Here is a 21,692-nt window from a genome sequence, read left to right on the forward strand (position 1 = left end):
CATTTTATTTATAAGCAAGAGGAGGAATGATTATGGCTCAAGTAAAATCTAATCGAGTCGCCGGCAATATTTTCAAAGGTTCAGTCGGCAATTTAATTGAATGGTACGACTGGTACGTTTACTCTGCTTTCGCTGTTTACTTCTCAGCAGAGTTCTTTCCTAAAGGAGATCCAACGAGTCAGTTACTCAACACAGCAGCTATTTTCGCAGTTGGGTTTTTAATGCGCCCTATCGGAAGTTTATTAATGGGACGCTATGCGGATCGGCACGGACGCCGGGCAGCATTAACGCTTTCCATTACGGTTATGGCCGGTGGTTCCTTAATTATCGCCTGTACACCTAGTTACGAAAGCATCGGTATTATGGCACCAATTATTTTAGTTCTTGCCCGTTTAGTACAAGGATTATCACTCGGCGGAGAGTACGGAACTTCCGCAACGTATTTATCTGAAATGGCTAGTAGTGGACGCCGCGGCTTTTATTCAAGCTTCCAGTATGTCACGCTCGTTGCCGGACAAATGGTTGCGTTAGGCGTTCAAATTGTTCTTCAGCAATTACTAAGCGAACCAGATATGAAAGCTTGGGGCTGGCGTATTCCATTCATTATTGGAGCGATGGGTGCAGTAGCTGTATTATGGCTTCGCCGCACAATGGATGAATCGGAGCAGTTCACAAACATAAAATCACAAAAACGCGAAAGCGCAGGAACCGTTCGCACGCTTATGAAACACCCGAAAGCAGTATTAACAGTAGTCGGTCTAACACTCGGAGGCACTGTCGCATTCTATACGTACACAACATATTTACAAAAGTTCATGGTAAACACAGTCGGTCTTCCGAAAGAAGTTGTAAGCTGGATTAACTTTGTCGCACTACTTATTTTCGTCGTACTTCAACCGATTGCAGGGCTATTATCCGATAAAATTGGACGCCGCCCACTATTAATGGCATTTGGTATTCTCGGAACATTGCTAACAGCACCGATCTTCTTCTTTATGGAAAAAACGACAGAACCAATCGTAGCATTCTTACTCATGATGGTCGGTCTCATTATCGTTACTGGTTACACTTCGATTAACGCAATTGTAAAAGCAGAACTCTTCCCAACTGAAATTCGCGCACTTGGCGTAGGTTTACCATATGCACTAACAGTTGCGATATTTGGCGGAACAGCTGAGTTCATCGCATTATGGCTAAAGAGTATTGGGATGGAATCACTATTCTACTTTTATGTAGCTGGATGTATCGCAATCAGCTTTATTACGTATTGGCGTATGGATGAGTCATCGAAGACTTCGCAAATTGAGGCGGAGCTTGGTAGTGGGGATACATTAGTTAATAATAAATCTAGTTAAAATGATGTATTCTATAATCTTCGTTTATCTGAACTCGATTTACTTTATCTAAGAAGGCATAATTCATTAAGATATAATTTAAAAACCTCTACTTATATGTAGGGGTTTTTGTATGACGAAAAAACACGTATTATCGACAATTGCAAAAAGCCGGAGATTTTGCCAATGTAGAATCCATTGGTACTCACACCATGCGAAAAACCTTCGGCTATTGGTTCTATAAACAAACAAAAGATGTTGCTATGTTACAAGAAATTCTTAATCATAGCACACCACACATTCATCTGGAATATATTGGAATTAATAAAGAAGAAAAAGATAATATTCTTGATACATTTCAAATTTAATTCACTTAAAATTACTATTTCAATCATCATAAAAAAGACCTTTTATTTTAAAATAAAAGGTCTTTTTTATACACATATATGTATTAAGATTTATATTTTTTTACTGTACAAGGAATAGTTACAATGTACAAATCTATAGCATAGATTGTAACCCAGATACCTTTACCTTCAGCTTCTAACTTTTTATCTAGTTGAGACAAATGCTCTGAAACTTTTCTTTTTCCCCATCTTCTAGGAAACCATTGAAAAACCTTAGGAACATTATATTTTTTATTATACCAAGTATTCAATCTCCAAAAAATGAAAAAAACCAAAACAATAATTATGATATGAAAAATATCAGAATATGAAATTCCTAAAACCATATTATATTTTCTCCATTTTCACTAAAACTCAGATAATTTACTTCTTAATTCTAATTCATCCTCTGTTTCGAAACCCTTAAATAATAAATGAATTATTTGATTATGATTAAAAAACACATTATATTCTTTTGATAAATTACCATGAGGATATGGACAAGAAACATAATCGCATAATTTATTATCAGCTTGTTGTTGCTTTCTTCCATAAATCATAAGAGGTTGATTAATTTCTTCTATAAGAGCTACAGAACCAATTGGTAATAATTAGCCTCCAATTGGAAAATAAGAGACGAACAAAGACAATCTACTCAGCTCTCCTAAGGTTTTAATAGTTTAATATTTGATTTTCAAGTTTGCCTTCACAAATTCCTGTTAACACTAATAATAAGAAGAACAGGCCGTAAAACGGGCGATCAATTTGATCATATAGGTCATACGCTTCGCCAAGTGGAACATCCGAATCATGTGGTTGTTCACCCTGTAACAATTACTAACAGCGCGTAGAAAACATTTGGATAAATAAGAGGCAAATAAATGATTAAAAAGTTGTAACCCCTACTATAAGAAATACTATTATTACTAAAGGAAGAATGATAATCATAAAGGATATTATTATTGTTAATAATGCTTTCCATGCTGAAAATTGGTGTGCTTCTCCTAAACATTTTAAGGAAATAATGATTGTCCAAATTCCAATAACTATATCAATTATGGCAAAAATAAGAAACAAAATCGTTAAAGTTATGCTACTCTCCATTTTCGGTGTCTCACTCGTAAAGTTTTCTATCCCAAACAAGAAAAATGAAGGCACCCAAACTAATATAAGAGAGTAAACGTAAGGGATATAAGAATAGGCAACTGAGTAACGTGTTTTTTCAAAGGTACCTTGTCCACCAAGTTTTTTTGCCACCCAATTAAATAACGCTGGTAGCAAAAAATAATAAATTAAGAAGGCAACGAAGGTACCGAATATAACCATTGAGATTAATGAAACTGGACTACTTATTGAATCCGCCATATTTTTAGAAGATGCTCGATCTAAAGTCTGTACGAATGAGCCTAATAAAATGAGTAAAAACACATTCTTAGGTTTGGATATAAAAATTTCTTTCATTGTATCACGTGGTTTTGTCCAAATGGAGAACCAAGGATTAAGTGCACGTTTAAATTGATTTTCTGGAGTTTCCATATAAAAAACATTCCCCTTTCTTAAAACATATTAAATTTAAATCCCTAATTATCCCAATTATGTACATATAAATATTAAAGCATAAATAGTCGATTATTTAAATGTAAATATTCAATCATTTAATTTCATCTGAAACTTAGGGGGAATGCTTCTTAGCAATTACCTCTATATTTTCTTACATTTTTAACTATGGGCTGATTAGTTACTTTCATTTTTGAGTACCTCACATTCTTTAATACACGGGATAAACAGCTATAATCTTATCATTAATAAGAACAAACCTAATTTCCATTCCTTCAGATGTTTTACCACAATATAATCTTCCACTTATACATCTTTTATTGCTATAAGCCTCGTGAATGGCTTCCATAAGAAGAATGCAATTATACACTTGAAATGCAACAAATCCTCTTTAAAAGCCTATACGTATTTTCCCTCCATCTTCTATATGCTTACGTAAATAATAATACTTATGGAGTTCTATAATCATATAAAACAAAACAAACGAAATCACTGTGCATGCAGACATAAATACAATTACCCCTATCTGTTGTGTTGCAATGCTAAGAATTATATTAGCAATTAACTGCCCCAATCCCGCTGCAATAGCTGCTACTTTTACACCACCAGTTCCTTTCGATGATTTTGATTTTTTTCTTGGTTCCTGAAGTTTTTCAATATGATTTTTATAAAAATGATACAAAGCAAAACTATACAAACCAAATGAAAGAATACAATAGATAGGAGTTTGTAATTGTAACACTTCATAAGCATATTTTTGAGTTATAACTAATAATCCGACTGAACATATGGTGCCATATACTCCTCGAAATAGAGTGTATTGTAACTGTCGTTTCCGAGGATTGATAGCAATCCATATCGCCCACAAATTTAAAAAAATAACTGGAGGAGTTACTACATATACATAGAGTAATTGAAAAGGATTCGCAAACGCAGGCAAGAGAACAAACACGTCTGCCCCCAAAAGGACAAGGACAATTACGTGGACTCTTATTTCATTTACAGGATAAAGAGCCATATAATGTGCAAAAGCTTTCTTATTAAAATCTATACTTTTTTTCATGTTAATTAAACCACCCTGCTACTGTTCCAATCAGTAAAAGTTTCATAACTATTCATTCTCTCCCCCTAAATTTATCCATAATATTATGAGCAACTATATTCCATAGTAAAGAAAGTACGGTAACAAAAAGTACAGCTAAAGAAAAATAAATCCTATCCTTCCATGTATCATGTACAATCATGCCTAGTATAATCATTATTAACGCACCAACACATATAACTATTTTTGAAAATTTTCGCATTCTATTATCTCGCTTCCTTCTCAAACTTAAATGAAACTCCTGCGGAATCTATAACCATACCCACCTATTACAATCTCACCTTTGGAACTTATATCATAATCACCTAATACAGGTATATAATTAGGTATCTTAATTTTAGTAATTTCCGCTTCATATGTTTGCAACACTATCAACGTTTCAAATGTCCTTTATACATTCCTTATTTAACCCCAAAACATTAAAATATGAATATTATAAAAATTAACTATCTACTTCCCATCAAAATTATGGTAATCCTATTAAACCTGGGGTTACCCCTTCCACCTTTGCCCATCCAAACGAGCACTCAACTAACATTTGATTCTTACACTTAATTTTTAATAAACCTTCTTCTTCTATCGTATTTATTTCAAAATAATCAATTATATTTTCTGTCCCTAAACCTTTTATTGTTAAATTATGAATAGTAAAGAAAGATATCTCTACATAAATTACATCCCACTTATCCCATCTTTTTGGCTTGTTTTCAACATTTTCCTTTGTCATCAATTGAATAACTAAAGTAGGGCCATCTCTTTTAAGACGCACATCTAATAACTCTGATTCTTCCAACTTTGGTATTTTCCCAAAAATACTAATTAACGCTTGTGGATTTAAAAATTTAAATTGATCAATCATTTTTATACTCCCTATTTATTATTTCTCTTCTCAAAATAATAATGATCCTCCATACGATCTACCTGTCCTGTTCGTGTATTGTATTCAGGTCTTACATTATGATGCGGTGACTGATCTCCAACTCCACCTTCTCCAAACTTATGACCCTCTGAATGATCTTGAATTATAATTTTTTGACCTTTTACTTCATATGTTAATTCTCGAGTTATAATAGGCTGTTTATTATCATTTAATATCCTTTTACCATTACTATCTGTTAATGGTACCATTTTTTGACTAATCGGGTGTTGAAATCTAGGTATATTTAATTGTCTTTTAATTTCTTTTAAACTAGCTCCCCTAGATTCATGAGAATTTTCCCCCTCAATCTTCTTAACTTGGGGATAATATTAAAAAGACTTATGCGTAATTCACATAAGTCTTACTTTTGTTACTCATAATTAATTATTATTTGTCTTTGCAATCACATAAGCTAGAAAACACTTCTCACAAGGACGAACCAATAATGCACACTCTACAAAATAGAATTGATATCCATTAAATATAATAGTCAGGATTTTCATCCATTTTAATTAAAAATTCTTCTAAAGAATCCGCTATTTTCTCATCTTCAGAGTAAATAGGACATTGACCTAATTCATTTTCCTCTTTAAATTTAATGGTTAAAAAGTTAAGTTCTGTTACTTCAACAAACACTAATGATTCATCATCATCTACATCATCTAGGTTAGGATTATATTCATAAATATCTTGCCTTAAACAGAAATCTACAACTGAAATCGGGTCCATAAATCTGTTGAAAAACGTTCTTTTATCAGACTTTAAAAACCCATAACCTATTTCTTGATAAAAGCGTTTTAGTTCTTTTGGGAGTTCCATTTGTAATAAACTTTCTGCCTCATCTATCTCATCTTGATATATAGGATAGAAAATAGGTTTCTGTTTAGAACGGACACTTCTGTCTGCTACAACATATTCTTTCAAAAAATTAAACATAATTTTTACTACCTCCTATTAAAGAAGGGCTGTTTTCAATGCTTCCTCAAGCATTGTGTTGCAATCATTATATGTATTCATCACTGTACCAGATGGTTTATCAAGTTCTAAATAAGTACCATCAGATAAGTTTTTACAGAACCATGCTATATTTGAATCTCCAAGGAAAAGATACTCTTTTTGAAATTCATTTTCATACCAAATCTCATTGGTTTCTATAAGCCCGCAAATTGATTCGTCCCTTTCTGTATCCAACAAATAAGAGTCAACTCCATAAAGTACTAGCCCGTTAAAATCTAATCCATTTACAGTTTTAAGAAACTCCTCATATTCACTCGGGAGGTCAACATTAAAACTCTTTTTCATGCGTTCTCTTAATTTCTTAACTTCACTATCTGTTGCTGGTGTATTCAGTTTATCATTAAAACTTTTCTCTATTTTTTCAATTTCTAAAATCAGATTTTTCCACATATAAATTTCACCATTGCTTCAGCTTGAATCAGTTCAAAAATTTCTTTTTCATTTCCCTCATAATTGTTTAACATTCTTAGAATTTTTAAATCCTTTACATCCATGTCACTAACTCCTATCAATTATTTTAGGACTTTCTTTTACATGTTTGCTTCTGAATCTCATACCTCGATAAATTCAAAACCTTTTAAATCACTTTCTAACAATGTATTTCTAAATTCATCTGATACAAAAACGGAAGGAATATGTAATATTTCATTTAAGTAAACTTTAAATATTGTTTGGTTCTTAACCATATTAGGTAAGAATGCGTATTTTTTGAAATCTATTACTAAGCCAGAACGTAGTTTCTTTAGTATAGCTTTCTCATAGTCAATAGCATCTATTGCATTTAAAACGTTAATTATATAATACACTTCTCCCGTCACATCATGAATTAGGGGAAGAAATTCTACATTATCACCAAGTATAGACTCTAAAAATTTTTTAGCTTTCCCACTAACCATTGGTGTACCAACTTCTCCCCAAAAATGAGGCAAATCACTTTGATTTCCTTCCTCTACACATTTAATACGTATTTCTCCCCATGAATCAGATGCTTTTACTGCCGAGTCAATTTTTCCTTCAAAATACTTTTTAGAATCTTCTTCTAAGTTCAATAGTTGAAAGGATTCATAGTCATCAAATGAACTCTTTAATTCCCAAATTTTCATTTTTACTCTCCTTTGTTATTTTTCTATTATAAGATTACTCTTTCTTCGGTTTATTTAATTTTAATTCACTATTCAATAAACGTTCTCTTATATCATGTAAGGCGTCAACAGCATCTTCTTGAGTACCGCCCCGTTTCTTAACAAGACTTAATACTCTCTCTACTTCAAGTATATACTCTGAACTATGCTTCCCTATGTGTAAGACTTCAGTAGTCACGTATTTATTAACTTTATAAGGTAAAAATACTCCATTAGCCGCCGAATCATGGTCTATCCCAAATTCCTTTAATAATTTTTGTGCCTTTTCTGCCCTACTATCATTCCAAGGTGTTAGATGATGTGCTGCATTAGAATATGGGGGTAGTTCAATCCCTGCATCTTTTCCCCCATGCTCCAATCGATTTTTCTGCGTTATGAATCCCTCCAAAACCAGGATGTAGTGGCAGCGGAACACCAACAGCTTGACCACCACCAATATGGTGATGGACTAATTTAGTTCCACGTAATCCAGTAAAATCATATTGTAGAAATTCCCCTCTAAATCATTAAGGATTTAGAGGGGAATTTCTTTATCACATAAGTAATATCATTTCTTATCAAATTTACTGTGTATCAGTTCAAAGAATTTATTTGCACCAAGTGAAATTGCGCCAATAATAAGAACACCAATAATAAAATAAATCTTTTTAAATAAGTTGTAAGGAGATAAAATAGCAACTGCAAGAAGTATTATAATTGCAACGAATGTGACTAATTTCCCAACTTTAAATGCTTGCATATCAGCTTTCCTCCTTCTGGATAAAAACAGCCAATATAGTCATACATCACAGGTTCTTTAACCATAAGTTTTTGTTTCCTTCCATAAATCACAATACTTAAAATTCAATAAACCTCTTTAAAAGGTTTCATGTGTTCTACCCCCATCTTCTATATGCTTCCTTAAATAATAGTACCTATGGAGTTCCATAATGAAATGAAACAACATAAACGAAAGCATGGAGTATACACACATTAATACAATTGCTACCATCTTTTGTGTTGCAAAACCAAGACTGATATTAGCAATGAGTTGACCCAATCCTACAAAAGCCACTACTCCAAAACTAGAGTTTTTTTTCGATGATTTTGATTTTTTGATTGATTCCTGAAGTTTTTTAATATGATTTTTATAATAATAATGCAAAGCAAAAATATACAAACCAACCGAAAAAATAAAATAGATAGGAGTTTGTAATCCTAACATTCCATATGCAAACTTTTGGGTTATAATTAATAATCCTACTGAACATACGATGCCAAATACCCCACGAAATAGAGTGTATTGTAATTGCCGCTTCCTAGGATTTATAACAATCCATATTGCCCATACATTTAAAAAAGCAACTGGTGGAACTATTATGTACATATATATCGGTTGAACAGGATTCGCAAAAGCAGGTAAAAGCACAAATATATCTGCTATCCCAATCACAAGAGTAATTATAGTCGATCTTATATCATTTACAGCATAAAGAGCCATATAATATTCAAAAGCTTTTTTATTAAAATCTGTATTTTTTTTCATGTGAATTAAACCACCCCGCTACTGTTGACTAAGTTTTTTTCACACCCGTTTTCACCATATCTTTAATACTATCATCTTCACCATCATCATCTAAATCAACATCCCATTTCACACCTTCTGTGAAATATTATTCCCTTCTCGAAAAGAAGATCAACCCATTAATAAAATCTAGGCTTATCAAAAATTTCAAAAAGCCGGAGATTTTGCTGGTATGTCCAAGTTTAGTAGATTACTTGCAAGAACTTCGCACCAAAACCACCTTAAATCAGTATGCCACAATTATCATAAAACAAGTTAAATACCAACGTAATCAAAAGTTATTCGAAGCATCTAGAGCAGCATATGAAATTGGCAGAAAGGAAGATATTTAGATAGGAAGAATTTTTTTCATAAAAAAGACATGCTAAATTATAGCATGTCATCTTTTAAAGATTTCTACCAAAACGTTTAAAGTATTCTTACTAAAAGGATATTTATAAACAAAAGCTTTATTTACATTTCTAATAACTTTTCACGTAAAACTAATTCTTCATCTGTCATGTATCCTTTATGCATTTCTTCTGTGATTTTATCGTAGTTAAAACACAACACATTCTCATTACCTATAAATCCAATAGGGTAAAGAACACCTACATAATCAAATTCACGTTTATCTTCTGAAATAGCCATTCTTCCAATAATCATAACGCTTTGTTCCATATCTTCTAGCTTAACTACTGTTCCAATTGGTAATAGTTTCATTGATACTTTTGCCTCCTAAATATTGAATAAATTCCGAGAATTATAAATCTACTATTTTTTCTTATTGTCTATACGTTTATAGATATACTCTACTGTAAAGTATGCAATAACATTGCAAATTAGCAGCAAACCTATAAGTAAAATTTTATCTTCTAACCGTATAGTAGAAGAAGCCCCAATTAACAACATAAACATAATACATACAGTAAAAGTCAGAATTCTATTTATTGTACGCATATCTTAATTACTCCAGTCTTATATTAATCCCGTTTTTTTGTAAATTTATCATAAAATTTCTCTTGCGCCCACCGTCCAAATTTTAAAAAACATATTAAACCTGCTCCCAAAAGAATGAGAACGATAGTTCCTAACAACTTTTCCCACCAATTGTTGGATGGAGTAATCATTAACCCTATAATAGATACGGATATTACGACATAAACTAAAATATATAATGGTTTATACGATGGTGTTTTCATATCATTTTTTCTCCTCAGATTTTTCAAATTTAAAACTACTTCCCACAGTAAACCCCTCTAAAACAGGAACTGTTATACCAGTTTCTTTTCCAACGCTACCTTTCAAACCTATTGCGCCCAATCCCAAATCACCTTTAATTTTTAGATCTGTATCTCCAATAATTGGCAACCAATCTGGAAAATGTAGCATACTTACTTCTACTTCATACTTAAGTGTAGAAGCTTCCGATGCTGCTTTTAAGGAGTAATCGTCAATACCTGCTACAACTTCTCCTGAAAAAATTTTTTGAGTAACTGTAACCTCTCTATCTTTTAATTGTATAATACCTAAAGGTGTCATGAAAGGAATTGTGGATTTAAATTTATATGAGTTATCTAAAATACCTGCTTCCCCTTTTAAACCAATAACTTTACTAGCAAATACATCTTCTTTTAAACTCTTCCAATCATAGGGTATATTCACATCCAATTGCCCAGCTATAGCCTTTGTTGAAAGCTCATCAATATATCGTTCCTTAGTAAGCTTATCACCATTAGAGAAGCTGCTCTTTTTTCCCATTATAGACCCTTCAGCCTCAAATCCAATTCGCTTTCCTTCTTTACCCTTTACTGATCCCTCCATGAACTTAGCATCTTCGTCTCGTGACTTTTTCTTATCTGCTTCAAGAGTTTTCTTTTCTGTAATTTTCTTTTCTGTAATTTTCTGAATAGGCGCTATCCAATCCATATTCAACCCTTGCGTACTAAATGTACCACTTGCAGGACTAAAGCCTTTTCCACTTTGAACTTCCGCCAAACCTGTCGCAATGCTAACAGCTAGTTGGAGAGCAGTATCATAATTACTACTAGAAGTATAATTAAATTCATATAGATGTTCTAGTTTTTCTTGCAGTTTTTGCCTCATCACAGTAAAAAGATTTACCATAGCTTCCATACCTGGGATTGGCATAGCTTGACTGATGGCTTCCATACTTGCTTTCATTCGGTCAATTTCTCGAATTTGTTCTAATATTTCTTGTTCAATTACATCTGTGGAAGCGACTTGTGATTGAAATTGACTTGGAAAAGCATCGTTCTGGCGAATTAACTCTTCACACAGATAAATGATTCCTTGCGCTAAAGGACGAAAGGTTTGTACAAAAAATGATTTTGCACTGCTATACGTTTGCCCTTGTAACACAGTATCAATTGCAAAGGCATCAATTGACTGAATGACTTGTTCCATACCTTGAATAGTAGCGTTACATACAGCATTCATACTTTGAGTTTGGCCTTGTACTTCTCCTAAATACATATTTAAGCTCATGCATTGACCTCCCTCGCTAATTGTTGTTGTTGATAGGAAAGATCGTTTTCTAAATCACTAAGGTTTCGTCTTTCTTTAAGCAACGTTTCTTTTTGGTTTTCTAATTCAAATGTGACTTTTCGTTCAATATGTTGTGCCTCTTGATATGTATTCATAAAAAACTGAGACATTTCTCTATCACCATGCCAAGTTCCTAAAATTCGATCAAACAAACGATGGTTTCGACCTCTCCATTCATAAAAATCTGCTTCCGCTTGCTCCTGAATGTGAATCGCGGATTGATTTCGGTCTTGTTCTTCAAATACACTTCTTAACTTTTGATTTACTTGATTGATTTGTTTTTCAATATCTTGACTCATTATATTCCTCCTGCCATTTTACCTTTACGTAGGTTGTCACATTAGCGAAAAGTGTTGTGAAGTTCGTTATCCATTCTCTCAAACTCTTGGGCTACTGAATGAATATTATCAACCGCTTGTTGAAAGGCAGCGGAAAATTGTTTCGTCAAGTCTAACATTTGTTGATTCGCTTCTTGTGCTTTGAAATTAACAGATAATGTTGTACGCGTCGCCTTTGTTATAGAACGATTTGTTGCACTTTGGATTATATTCGAAGCTGTTCTCATCTGCGTAGCAATTTGTTGTGCCGTTTGAAAATTACTTTGAAATTGTCCCATCACTCAAATCCTTTCTCTAATTTTCAGAAGATGCCAAAGAAACCCCAATAAATATATGAAAATTCCCTATTAATATCACTCTTTTTAAACGTGTGTCCAGCTAAGTTGGGCATGCAATCAAATGAGCCATACACTATAAGCTGTATGGCTCATTTGAAATGCCTGTTATATAGAGTATGACAATTTTTATTTCAAACCGAAATTACGTGATAATTCTTCATCATGAGAAGCAACAGCTTCTGCAGTTTTATTAAGCTGCATATTAATTTCTTGTAATAGCTGTGCAAAGTTTTGTACTTTTGGCTTTAATTGATTGAACTGTTGATCAAAACCTTCGAAAGCACGACCTTCCCATTCTCCTCTTAATTCATTTTGTAAGTTTTGTAGTTGACTTAAAATGTCCTCAATTTGATTTGCACCTTGTCCATATCGAGCCGCTTTCGATTTAAGCTCCTCTGGTGACATACGAATTTGTCCAGCCATTTTCATTTCCCCTTTAATACATAATGAGCAAAATATAAATTGGTTAATTTTACTAAATATATTATAATGTATTATTTTGAACTTTAAAACATTTTATCTTTCTATTGAATATTAGAATATTAATATTCAACTTTTTCTTACTTTACAAGATTTTATGCAAAAAAGACCACCAAAAGGCAGTCCCTCAAAACTCAATCCCATCCCGCGCTCCACTACTTTCTCATACAAATAATTCGCAACGATAATATCTACTACAGCCAAACCAACTGATTTAAAAATAGTAATCTCTTCATCATTTTCGCGTCCGTTTTTCCCCCGCTTAGGATTTGTCCAAGTTCGGCGTGGAGATTGCTAGTTTTATCGAAATTTGAAAATTACCTGTTTCTAGATTCTATTCAATTAAGCAATCCTACAAATGCCTCTTCTTCCTCATCTATAAAACCTACAAATATAATTTCTTCGATATCCTCATGATTAAATACAAATGTATACTCAGGATTAATATATCCTTCTGAATAAAAACAGCCAATATAGTCATACATCACAAGTTCTTTAATCCTAAGTTTTTGTTTTCTTCCATAGTTATTTATGTGAATTCAGCTCGTTTTTTTGTTTTGGGTGAAAAAATTTTTTAACTTGATAGCAATGTGGTGCTACACCTATTAGGCAAATTCGACAAAGAAAAGATACCCAAAGGTGCCTTCCTCCCACTTGAACCATCTTAATTTTATTGTGTTGTTATTATATAAGAAAAGAAGACATCACTTAAGATGTCTTCTTTTCTTGTACACTTGGTGTTAAGAAGGTATTTATTGCTTAAAAACCATAAAAAAATATAACAATCATCGAGTAAACCTATTATAGCATCAATAAATAGAGTTTTTATATGCATTTTTACATATATATAGATTTATTTATGTTTTATCTATATAGTTAAATTGTCTGTTTCTTGTTTTAATTCGTTTGTTTATTTTGAGTGCTCCAGCAATGGAGCCTTTTTTTATGCAATAAAACATTTTCTTAGCATTACTTAGTTGATCTATATTAACTTTACCCTCTTAAATTATATCTATATTTTACCAAACAATTATGTAGATAACCAGTTTTTTCTAATAATATAGTGAATTGATAATTTTAATGGTAGTTATTAATACTTACAGGAAAATTCAGTATGCAATGGAAACTGAGAAATCAAGAATTATAAAAAACTTATAGTATCTTTTGTAAAAGTATATTTATAATTTGTATATTAACATGTTATAATTTAATTTCTAAAACTACCAAAAAAGGACTGCCAGTAATGGTGGTCTTTTTTAAATTGGTAAGATTGTACTAGGTTGAGCAAAAAAATGGAACCGAAAAAGTTATTTCTAATGAGGATAGCCTTCTTATGATGAAGTTTCATTCAGTGAATCTGCAAGCAAACATAAAAGAAGGAAAAAATTACAATTTTACTTTACGTGGATATAGAGTACCTATACTTTCATGGTTTCCAAATTTAGATGGTGCCGAACCACAAAATTAGCACTATTCTTTAATAAAAAATCCTACTCATTTTTTAATGAGTAGGATTTTTTATTAAAGAGCTATTTCGTATTAATTTGTGCCATCATTTAATATGCTATTTTTAAATGATTTCCAAATTTGATGACTAATTATCTAAATTTCTAAATTCTACAAAGCACTATCAATTAAACAATTATTAAATATATCTTCTCTCTAAAACATCGTATTATCATTAGCTGCTTCACTTGGAATCTCTTGAATTACATCCCAGTGTTCGACAATCTTTCCATCCTTGATACGAAATATATCCACTATAGCAACTCCCTTATCTTGAGAATTAGTACGAGAGTGTACATGAAGAACAACTGTATCCCCTTCAGCTACTACACGTTTAATCTCTGCAGAGGAATTAGGATTTTTAACAAAATCCTCCTTAAAGAAATCCATGAAGGCTTTTCGTCCATCAGCAACAAAAGGATTATGTTGCTTATAATCTTCGCTAACATATTTAGGGATAATATCGATATTATGTTTGTTAAAAACTTCATTATAGAAATCAACTACCATCTTTTTATTCTTTTCATTTTCTTTTACTTCTTTTGATACAGAAGCGACATTTTCACTCTTTATTGAGTTCCCTTTGTTATTACCGTTGGAAGCTTGATATACCAAAGTCGAAACTACTCCTAAAATAAATACAGAAATAATTGTTATGATTAAACTTTTCTCTAATTTCATATATACCTACCTCTTCTACTTAAATAAGTTTTCTTCTATAAAAAGCTTGAAGAAGGAGAAACCTTCCCCAAAATGTAATGTCAGGGGTAATGTTAGGAATTTCATTTATCCTAACCTCCCCCTATACAAGGCATATTAGAAACGATTAATTCTAACTTAATACCTCATTAACAGTTGCACTGTCCACAATTTGAATAAACTTCTTAACCTTATCGTTCTCATCAAACTTATAAAGGTGACAAAAATCTGCTACAAATGACTTCCCTGTAGCTTTATATGTTCCACTATATTTTCCATAAACGATAACAGTATTGTTATTAAAAGCATAAATTTCATCTTTAGCGCTATAGTCATCCCATTCTGTGCCAAGACGTTCATGTACGTTTTTCACTACTTCATCTGGACCTATATAAGTACCTGCATATGGAAACCCAGCAGCTTCTGTCCAAGATACATTTTCACTTAAATACGTTTTGAACGCATCCAATTTCCCTTCGCCAGTTAACACATACGTTTCATGTAATAGTTTTTGATATTTATTCATATCATTAACCCCAAGGCATTTCTTTTGTTACAACTTTTGCACTTAATTCTAATACACCTTTATTTGCATAGCCTGGATATGCTGCTTCAAGTTTTGCCACAAAATCTTTTGAAGTTCCACTTTCCTCAGAAGCTTGAACCGCCGTTCTTAGATAATCCATTGTCGCAGTAAGTGCTTGATTATTTAGGGATTTTTCGATTGATCCATGGCTAGGCACAATTATGTCAGCATGTAATGCTTGTAATACTTTCAAGTTCTCAATCCATGCCTCCATATCCGCTTTTGAGCTAGTATCCGCTAAGAATACATGTATTTCGTTAAATACATCGATACCACCAATTAATACTTTTAGTTCTTTATTAAATAGGCTAGTTCTGTAATGATCTAAGCCTACTAGTTCAAATGTTAACCCCTGAAAATCAATCGCTTTTTCTTTAAATACTTGAGGTAATACCACGTTACTTGGTGCATTTTCTCCAAGGACGTCTTTCCAAACTTTTAATTTCCCTAAGACAGAATGAACGATATGTTCAACAGTAGACTCTGTTGCATACGCTATAGCTTCTGGGTAAAAGGCTTTAATGCTCTCTAATCCAAAGTAGTAGTCTGGATCCCCATGAATAATAAAGATTTTATCTAGAGATAAGTTGTTTTTTTTCAAATACTCTACAATTTCTTTCGAATCAGACTGCGTAAATTTTGAGTTTATTAAAAATGCATGTCCTGCTTTCTCAACTAATGTTGCTGTGACCATAAAGCTTTTTTCGTCCGAACTAAACACCGTTAATTTCACATCTTTTTGATTTGTATCGATTGTTTTAAACATAGTATGTTATTCTCCTTTTGTTAAAGTTATTAACTAATCATCATATTTTTATCTTGTTCCGATAAAGTGAAACTTTAATCAGTGGGGGTTTTGTTCATCCCCCACTGATTATTAGTTGAACCAATCGGACTTTTACGGACAGTTGATCCCCCACCTAACTTCTTTGCTTCCACTGAATTTTGAGGTGGGGGTCTTACTGCCCGTTAAAGCGGGATAAAATCTCCCACTCCCATTTATCTGAAAGTGTAATAGTACTAGCGAATATTCCGGAGATGAATGTCAGATGGCCTAAGATAACATGTTTGCTACTATATCCTAAATTTTCTTAATATAAATTTTTAAAACGCGCTTCAATTTTATCCGGTGTCATTACGCCACCACCAATAGGAATAATTTGATTATCCTTTTGTAAAAGTAATGAAGGATAGCTATTAACATCAAGCTGTCGAACTTTATTGAAATCATTTTGGACATCTATTATTGTTTCTTGAGCGTTTAAACGTTCCAATACTTGTTCAGGGTCCAAACCATGCTCGATTGCAATTTTGCGATATGTTTCAGGATCACTCAGACTTTGGCCCTCATAATAAAACGCTTTTTGCATAGCCGAAGTGAATTCTAATAAACGGTCTGGCGCTAATGAGCGTAAAGCTGAAAAGCCAATTGCAGCATCTTTCGAATTCATTTTAAAAGTCCCTTCCTCCACCAATTTTTGATAGGAAGGACCAAATTCAGCACCTGTAAGTTGATTAATTCTTTTATTTCCTTCTTCTATATATGAGAAGTTTTTCATTGGTAAATTATCTAAAAATAGCCCTCCACATAAAACCGTTAATGGTACTTCAGTGTGGTTTTTGTAAAATCCTTTAATACTTTCTGAAAAACCATAGCACCATCCACAATATGCATCCCATACGTAAATAAGATTATCTTGTTTCGTCTCCATTTAAATCTCCTACCTTTTTTTTATTATCCAGCTCAACTAAATTTTTGGTTTATATAGGTACATCTTTTTATACCTTGTTCTTTTTTAGATACCTTACTATATTTCCCCAAAACTAATATTTCCAAAGAAAGATCCACCAAGGTTTTTAACAAAAGATAACATTGCACCTTATTGCCCCGTAACAGAAAATACTAAAGCTTAGAATATGCATTGATTTGAATGTGTTAGTAACTTTCTACACCGGGTGGCAACGTATGGACCACCATCCTTAATTAAATATATAAATCATATTTTTAGCAGATATTAGTTGTAACTAAATTAATTACATCTTTATGTAACTATTTTAGTTACAACTAATATAGAAGTCAATTCTTTTTTTCGAAAACATTAAATTTCTACATTAATCTACAACCAATCCCACTCTTTAAAAAAATATATCAACGATTATTCGATTATATCGATCGTAACTCCGAATATATCAACGTTTCGACACAACATATCGATTTACCGACAAATTTCGAGCGCGTTATCTCCTAAACTAACAACCAATCCCACATCACGTTCACCTACAAAGAAAAAAAGCACCAGGTCCCCCCGATGCTTTCCCCCACTCTAAAACAAATGACAAGCCACCTCATGCCCCTTCGCAATCTCAACCATCTTCGGTACTTCCTGTGCGCATTTTTCAGTGGCGAATTTGCAGCGCGTTCTGAATTTGCAGCCGGATGGTGTGTTTAGTGGGCTCGGTACTTCTCCCTCTAGGATAATCCGTTCTTTGCCAATGTTTGTTGGATCTGGTTCTGGCATGGATGAGAGTAGTGCTTGTGTGTATGGATGTGCCGGTTTTGTGTATAGGTCTTCACTGTCGGCAATTTCTACTATGTTTCCTAAGTACATGACTCCGATGCGGTCTGATATGTGTCTTACCATAGATAGGTCATGTGCGATGAATAAATATGTGACTCCTGTTTCTTCTTGGATGTCTTGCAGCATATTTACGACTTGTGCTTGGACTGAGACATCGAGTGCTGAGATCGGTTCGTCACATAGGATAAAGTCTGGTTTTACAGATAGTGCGCGCGCGATGCTAATGCGCTGGCGCTGGCCCCCGCTAAATTCGTGCGGGTAGCGATATAAATGTTCTTCTTTTAAGCCTACCTTTTTGAGCAGGTCTAATATGATTTCTTTTTGTTCTTCTTTTTCGTAAGAGCCGTGAATGTTCATTGGCTCGCTAATAATTTGGAATACGTTCATTGCTGGGTTTAATGATGCGTATGGATCTTGGAAAATGATTTGCATTCGTTTTCGATATTCTTTTAGTTCACTTTCCTTTAAACTTGCGATGTCTTTTCCGTCGAATAAAACGTTACCTGAAGTGACATCGTGTAAACGAATGATGCTTCTTCCCGTCGTTGACTTTCCGCAGCCAGATTCTCCTACTAATCCGAATGTTTCACCCTTTTTAATTGTGAAACTTAAATCATCGACTGCTTTTAATTGCTCTGTTTTTCTGCCGAATAGTCCTTTTTTAATAGGAAAATACTTTTTTAAGTTCCGAACTTCAATTAAGTTTTCTTCATGCATGAAAATCACCTACCGCCCTATCGTTTAGCCAGCACATGGAACGTCTTTCGTTTCCGATTTCAAAATATGGTGGACGTTCTTTTTCACAAATGTCCATCGCATGCGGGCAACGCTCTGCGAACGGGCAACCTTGTGGTGGGTTTAATAAGTTTGGCGTTACACCTTGAATGGGAGCAAGTCTTTCTTTTACGCCGTTTGCGATTTTTGGCAGAGAGTTTAATAACCCTTTCGTATATGGATGATTCGGCGATTGGAAAATATCAAGTACAGGTCCTTCTTCCATAATAAGTCCGCCATACATAACGATAACGCGTGTACAGTTTTGTGCGACTATTCCTAAGTCGTGCGTAATAAGAAGTAACGCCATGTTCGTTTCGTTTTTTAAGTTTTTCATTAAATCTAGTATTTGTGCTTGTATCGTTACATCAAGTGCTGTCGTCGGTTCGTCCGCAATGAGAAGGTCAGGGTTACAAGACATCGCCATTGCGATCATAACTCGCTGCTTCATACCTCCGCTTAGTTCATGTGGATATTGTTTCACCCTTTCTTCTGGTGAAGAAAGACCGACTTGTTTTAACAAGTTGACCGCGATTTGCTCTGCTTCTTTCTTTTTCACTTTTTGATGACGTATAATTACTTCCGTCATTTGTTTTCCAATTTTCACGACCGGATTTAGCGCTGACATTGGGTCTTGAGAGATAAGTGAAATTTGATTTCCTCTAATAGAACGCAATTCTTTTTCAGATTTAGAAAGTATGTTTTCATTATGAAAAAGGATTTCCCCTTCTTTCACTTTTCCTGGTGACGTAACGAGAGACATAACAGACTTCGCCATTACACTCTTCCCGCTTCCAGATTCCCCAACGATACCGACTACTTCTCCTTTATTTAAGCGAAATGTAACGCCGCGAACCGCTTCAACTTCGCCACTTTCTATGAAAAAAGAAGTCTTTAAATTTTTCACTTCTAGTAGTTTTTCAGACACGCTTCTCACTCCCTTCACTTAACACTTTAGTTTTCATGTCCGGCTCCTTTTGGTGCGAAAGCTTTCTTCAATGCTTCACCAATTACGTTAAAACTAAGTACCGTTAAAAGGATAAGGAATCCTGGGAAGAGTGTTAAATACCAAGCTTCACCAATATATCCTTGCGCATTGTTTAGCATGCTGCCCCAAGAAGAATCTGGTTCTCTAATACCTAATCCTAAGAAACTAAGTGATGATTCCATTAAAATCGATGTCGCAATTGTTAATGTCGCAGCGATAATAATGGTTGATAAAATGTTAGGAATGATATGTCTTACAATAATCATAAGTGATTTTTGTCCTGATACTTTTGCGTATAAAACGTACTCACGCTCTTTTACAGATAACGTTTCTGCCCTTACAATACGGGCGGTGTCCATCCATGTTAGTAATCCGATAATAAGAACTAACGTCGTAATTCCTGGTTTTAAATACGCATTTAATAGTAGCATTAAAAAGAATGATGGAATTGACATAAGCACTTCAACAACTCTCATTAAAAAGTTGTCTAACTTTCCGCCAAAATACCCGCTAATTGTTCCAACTGCAGTACCGATTGTAATAGAAACAACCATCGCAAGGAAACCGACCGCAAGCGAAACTCGTCCGCCATATAACGCTCTCGTTAAGTAATCCCTTCCGTAATCATCCGTTCCGAAAGGATGACTCATACTCGGTTCTTGTAAGCGATCTGGAATCGACATTTTGCTAGGATCGTACGGCGATACGAATGCGAAAATTGATGCGACCGTTAAAATCGCAAGTATTATAACTCCCATTAGTACAAACTTATTTTTCGTAAAACTACTTTTTATCGTTTGAAATCTCCTATTATTCATTCCAAATCACCCCCTCATTCGAATGCGCGGATCTACTACGCCATATAAAATATCAGCAATTAAGTTACCGAGAATTAACATGAATGATGATAGTAATGTAATTGCCATGATAATCGGATAATCAAATCTAAAAATAGCATTTACCCCAAGTGAACCAAGACCCGGCCATGAAAATACTGTTTCCGTAATAAATGCTCCGCCTACTAAACTTGAAATCGATAATCCGAAAATTGTAATGATCGGTATTAATACATTTCGAAGTACGTGATTAAATAACACCGTTTTCTTTGAAGCGCCGTACGCATATTGAATTTGTACATATTCTTCTTCTAATTGCTGAATCGTACTTGAACGAATATATCTCATATAAACAGATACGTTTTGGAACGCTAGCACCATGCAAGGTAAAATGCCGTGTTGCACAATATCCCAAACAGAATCTTTACCTACGGTGCGCATACCCATACTCGGAAGTAGGTCCAATTTTAAAGAGAATAAGTAGACTAATAGTAGTGCAAACCAGAAAACCGGCATAGAAATACCAACGTATGAAATAAAGTTTACAATGCGGTCAAAGAATGAATTCTTTTTCACACCTGTAAATAGTCCAAGTGGGATTGCGATTACAAATGAGACGAGTAAAGACGATCCCATTAAGCCGATTGTCGCAGGTAACCTTTCTACAATAAGATCTAGAACAGGACGATGGTTTTGAAGTGAATAACCAAAGTTCCCTGTTAAAATATTTTTTAACCATAAAATATACTGCATATAAATTGGTTGATCTAGCCCTAAACTTGTGCGAATACGCTCAACATCAATTGGACTCATATTCGGCGTGACAAAGTTTCGAACCGGATCGCCCGGTGCTAGTTTTATTAATAGAAAAGAAATAATAGAAATAACAAATAAAAGCGGAATTGCATTTAAAAGCCTCTTCCCAATTACTTTATACACAAACTTCCCCCCTCAAGGTAAAGTGAAACTTTCATTAGCCTACATCAATTAGGCTTTAACT

General features: G+C 33.7%; 29 protein-coding genes and 4 pseudogenes. 2 read left to right on the forward strand and 31 right to left on the reverse strand.

Annotated elements, in window-relative coordinates:
* Positions 1-32: 32 nt before the first annotated feature.
* On the forward strand, positions 33-1,355 hold the full coding sequence (locus ACK1U5_RS13975; protein WP_050964611.1) for an MFS transporter: 1,323 nt from the start codon (positions 33-35) through the stop codon (positions 1,353-1,355).
* A 131-nt stretch (positions 1,356-1,486) separates the two neighbouring features.
* Positions 1,487-1,702: pseudogene (locus tag ACK1U5_RS13980) on the forward strand (tyrosine-type recombinase/integrase); the annotation flags it as partial.
* 83 nt (positions 1,703-1,785) lie between these two features.
* Here the strand turns inward: ACK1U5_RS13980 and ACK1U5_RS13985 are convergent.
* From ACK1U5_RS13985 to ACK1U5_RS14135, 31 genes and pseudogenes are all read right to left on the reverse strand, one after another.
* Entirely contained in the window at positions 1,786-2,067 is a 282-nt protein-coding gene (locus tag ACK1U5_RS13985) for a hypothetical protein (protein ID WP_000242737.1), read from the reverse strand.
* A 21-nt stretch (positions 2,068-2,088) separates the two neighbouring features.
* A complete protein-coding gene (locus tag ACK1U5_RS13990; protein WP_000639126.1) occupies positions 2,089-2,280 on the reverse strand; it encodes a DUF4176 domain-containing protein in 192 nt (63 codons plus the stop codon).
* A gap of 112 nt (positions 2,281-2,392) precedes the next feature.
* Positions 2,393-2,554 (reverse strand): hypothetical protein, encoded by a 162-nt coding sequence (locus ACK1U5_RS13995; RefSeq protein ID WP_043328555.1) that lies wholly within the window; start codon positions 2,552-2,554, stop codon positions 2,393-2,395.
* 51 nt (positions 2,555-2,605) lie between these two features.
* Positions 2,606-3,256: a Yip1 family protein gene (locus ACK1U5_RS14000; protein ID WP_000449722.1), complete on the reverse strand. Its 651-nt coding sequence runs from the start codon at positions 3,254-3,256 to the stop codon at positions 2,606-2,608.
* 412 nt (positions 3,257-3,668) lie between these two features.
* The gene (locus tag ACK1U5_RS14005) at positions 3,669-4,340 is read right to left on the reverse strand and encodes a hypothetical protein (RefSeq protein WP_113710782.1); all 672 of its coding nucleotides are present in this window, start codon (positions 4,338-4,340) and stop codon (positions 3,669-3,671) included.
* A 505-nt stretch (positions 4,341-4,845) separates the two neighbouring features.
* Positions 4,846-5,238, reverse strand: a complete 393-nt coding sequence (locus tag ACK1U5_RS14010) for an immunity 50 family protein (protein ID WP_000566922.1) — start codon at positions 5,236-5,238, stop codon at positions 4,846-4,848.
* An 11-nt stretch (positions 5,239-5,249) separates the two neighbouring features.
* Complete coding sequence (locus ACK1U5_RS14015) at positions 5,250-5,507, reverse strand: HNH/endonuclease VII fold putative polymorphic toxin (protein WP_000249012.1); 258 nt, start codon at positions 5,505-5,507, stop codon at positions 5,250-5,252.
* Between the two features lie 268 nt (positions 5,508-5,775).
* Positions 5,776-6,234, reverse strand: coding sequence for an SMI1/KNR4 family protein (locus ACK1U5_RS14020; protein WP_000481684.1), 459 nt, complete (start codon positions 6,232-6,234; stop codon positions 5,776-5,778).
* 18 nt (positions 6,235-6,252) lie between these two features.
* On the reverse strand, positions 6,253-6,705 hold the full coding sequence (locus tag ACK1U5_RS14025; RefSeq protein ID WP_000265786.1) for a YrhA family protein: 453 nt from the start codon (positions 6,703-6,705) through the stop codon (positions 6,253-6,255).
* A 161-nt stretch (positions 6,706-6,866) separates the two neighbouring features.
* Complete coding sequence (locus ACK1U5_RS14030; RefSeq protein WP_113710783.1) at positions 6,867-7,418, reverse strand: imm11 family protein; 552 nt, start codon at positions 7,416-7,418, stop codon at positions 6,867-6,869.
* 34 nt (positions 7,419-7,452) lie between these two features.
* A complete protein-coding gene (locus ACK1U5_RS14035) occupies positions 7,453-7,815 on the reverse strand; it encodes an AHH domain-containing protein (protein WP_175423932.1) in 363 nt (120 codons plus the stop codon).
* A pseudogene (locus ACK1U5_RS14040) lies at positions 7,784-7,897 on the reverse strand (hypothetical protein); the annotation flags it as partial. The gene ACK1U5_RS14035 and the pseudogene ACK1U5_RS14040, both read right to left, overlap by 32 nt.
* Before the next feature lie 107 nt (positions 7,898-8,004).
* Positions 8,005-8,196: a hypothetical protein gene (locus ACK1U5_RS14045; protein ID WP_061139745.1), complete on the reverse strand. Its 192-nt coding sequence runs from the start codon at positions 8,194-8,196 to the stop codon at positions 8,005-8,007.
* A gap of 11 nt (positions 8,197-8,207) precedes the next feature.
* Positions 8,208-8,300, reverse strand: a pseudogene (locus ACK1U5_RS14050) (DUF4176 domain-containing protein); the annotation flags it as partial.
* A gap of 13 nt (positions 8,301-8,313) precedes the next feature.
* Positions 8,314-8,982, reverse strand: a complete 669-nt coding sequence (locus ACK1U5_RS14055) for a hypothetical protein (RefSeq protein ID WP_061139746.1) — start codon at positions 8,980-8,982, stop codon at positions 8,314-8,316.
* Between the two features lie 492 nt (positions 8,983-9,474).
* Complete coding sequence (locus ACK1U5_RS14060) at positions 9,475-9,723, reverse strand: DUF4176 domain-containing protein (protein WP_000771621.1); 249 nt, start codon at positions 9,721-9,723, stop codon at positions 9,475-9,477.
* Positions 9,724-9,983: 260 nt separating this feature from the next.
* Positions 9,984-10,202, reverse strand: a complete 219-nt coding sequence (locus ACK1U5_RS14065; protein ID WP_000856866.1) for a hypothetical protein — start codon at positions 10,200-10,202, stop codon at positions 9,984-9,986.
* A gap of 1 nt (position 10,203) precedes the next feature.
* A complete protein-coding gene (locus ACK1U5_RS14070) occupies positions 10,204-11,508 on the reverse strand; it encodes a T7SS effector LXG polymorphic toxin (RefSeq protein WP_000056055.1) in 1,305 nt (434 codons plus the stop codon).
* Complete coding sequence (locus tag ACK1U5_RS14075; protein WP_000076120.1) at positions 11,505-11,867, reverse strand: DUF3958 family protein; 363 nt, start codon at positions 11,865-11,867, stop codon at positions 11,505-11,507. The genes ACK1U5_RS14070 and ACK1U5_RS14075 overlap by 4 nt, the downstream gene beginning before the upstream one ends.
* A 41-nt stretch (positions 11,868-11,908) precedes the next feature.
* The gene (locus ACK1U5_RS14080; protein WP_000529653.1) at positions 11,909-12,184 is read right to left on the reverse strand and encodes a TIGR04197 family type VII secretion effector; all 276 of its coding nucleotides are present in this window, start codon (positions 12,182-12,184) and stop codon (positions 11,909-11,911) included.
* A gap of 186 nt (positions 12,185-12,370) precedes the next feature.
* Positions 12,371-12,667, reverse strand: a complete 297-nt coding sequence (locus ACK1U5_RS14085) for a WXG100 family type VII secretion target (protein ID WP_000918591.1) — start codon at positions 12,665-12,667, stop codon at positions 12,371-12,373.
* Between the two features lie 126 nt (positions 12,668-12,793).
* Positions 12,794-12,946, reverse strand: coding sequence for an ornithine cyclodeaminase (locus ACK1U5_RS14090; RefSeq protein WP_229163620.1), 153 nt, complete (start codon positions 12,944-12,946; stop codon positions 12,794-12,796).
* A 116-nt stretch (positions 12,947-13,062) separates the two neighbouring features.
* Positions 13,063-13,248, reverse strand: a pseudogene (locus tag ACK1U5_RS14095) (DUF4176 domain-containing protein); the annotation flags it as partial.
* Between the two features lie 1,138 nt (positions 13,249-14,386).
* On the reverse strand, positions 14,387-14,911 hold the full coding sequence (locus tag ACK1U5_RS14100) for a nuclear transport factor 2 family protein (RefSeq protein WP_061139748.1): 525 nt from the start codon (positions 14,909-14,911) through the stop codon (positions 14,387-14,389).
* Between the two features lie 151 nt (positions 14,912-15,062).
* Positions 15,063-15,455, reverse strand: a complete 393-nt coding sequence (locus tag ACK1U5_RS14105; protein ID WP_001046361.1) for a nuclear transport factor 2 family protein — start codon at positions 15,453-15,455, stop codon at positions 15,063-15,065.
* A 4-nt stretch (positions 15,456-15,459) separates the two neighbouring features.
* Positions 15,460-16,281, reverse strand: a complete 822-nt coding sequence (locus tag ACK1U5_RS14110) for a hypothetical protein (RefSeq protein WP_000477267.1) — start codon at positions 16,279-16,281, stop codon at positions 15,460-15,462.
* A 325-nt stretch (positions 16,282-16,606) separates the two neighbouring features.
* Entirely contained in the window at positions 16,607-17,227 is a 621-nt protein-coding gene (locus ACK1U5_RS14115; RefSeq protein ID WP_000448621.1) for a DsbA family protein, read from the reverse strand.
* A gap of 612 nt (positions 17,228-17,839) precedes the next feature.
* Complete coding sequence (locus tag ACK1U5_RS14120) at positions 17,840-18,811, reverse strand: ABC transporter ATP-binding protein (RefSeq protein WP_000544131.1); 972 nt, start codon at positions 18,809-18,811, stop codon at positions 17,840-17,842.
* Positions 18,804-19,796 carry an ABC transporter ATP-binding protein gene (locus tag ACK1U5_RS14125; RefSeq protein WP_001291165.1) on the reverse strand — a complete coding sequence of 331 codons (993 nt, stop codon included), beginning with the start codon at positions 19,794-19,796 and terminating at the stop codon, positions 18,804-18,806. Before ACK1U5_RS14125 ends, ACK1U5_RS14120 begins: the two co-directional genes overlap by 8 nt.
* A 26-nt stretch (positions 19,797-19,822) precedes the next feature.
* Positions 19,823-20,674 (reverse strand): ABC transporter permease, encoded by an 852-nt coding sequence (locus ACK1U5_RS14130; RefSeq protein WP_001065302.1) that lies wholly within the window; start codon positions 20,672-20,674, stop codon positions 19,823-19,825.
* A 6-nt stretch (positions 20,675-20,680) separates the two neighbouring features.
* Positions 20,681-21,631 carry an ABC transporter permease gene (locus tag ACK1U5_RS14135; protein ID WP_113710784.1) on the reverse strand — a complete coding sequence of 317 codons (951 nt, stop codon included), beginning with the start codon at positions 21,629-21,631 and terminating at the stop codon, positions 20,681-20,683.
* Positions 21,632-21,692 lie beyond the last annotated feature (61 nt).

This window comes from Bacillus sp. XB1 (assembly GCF_053557995.1).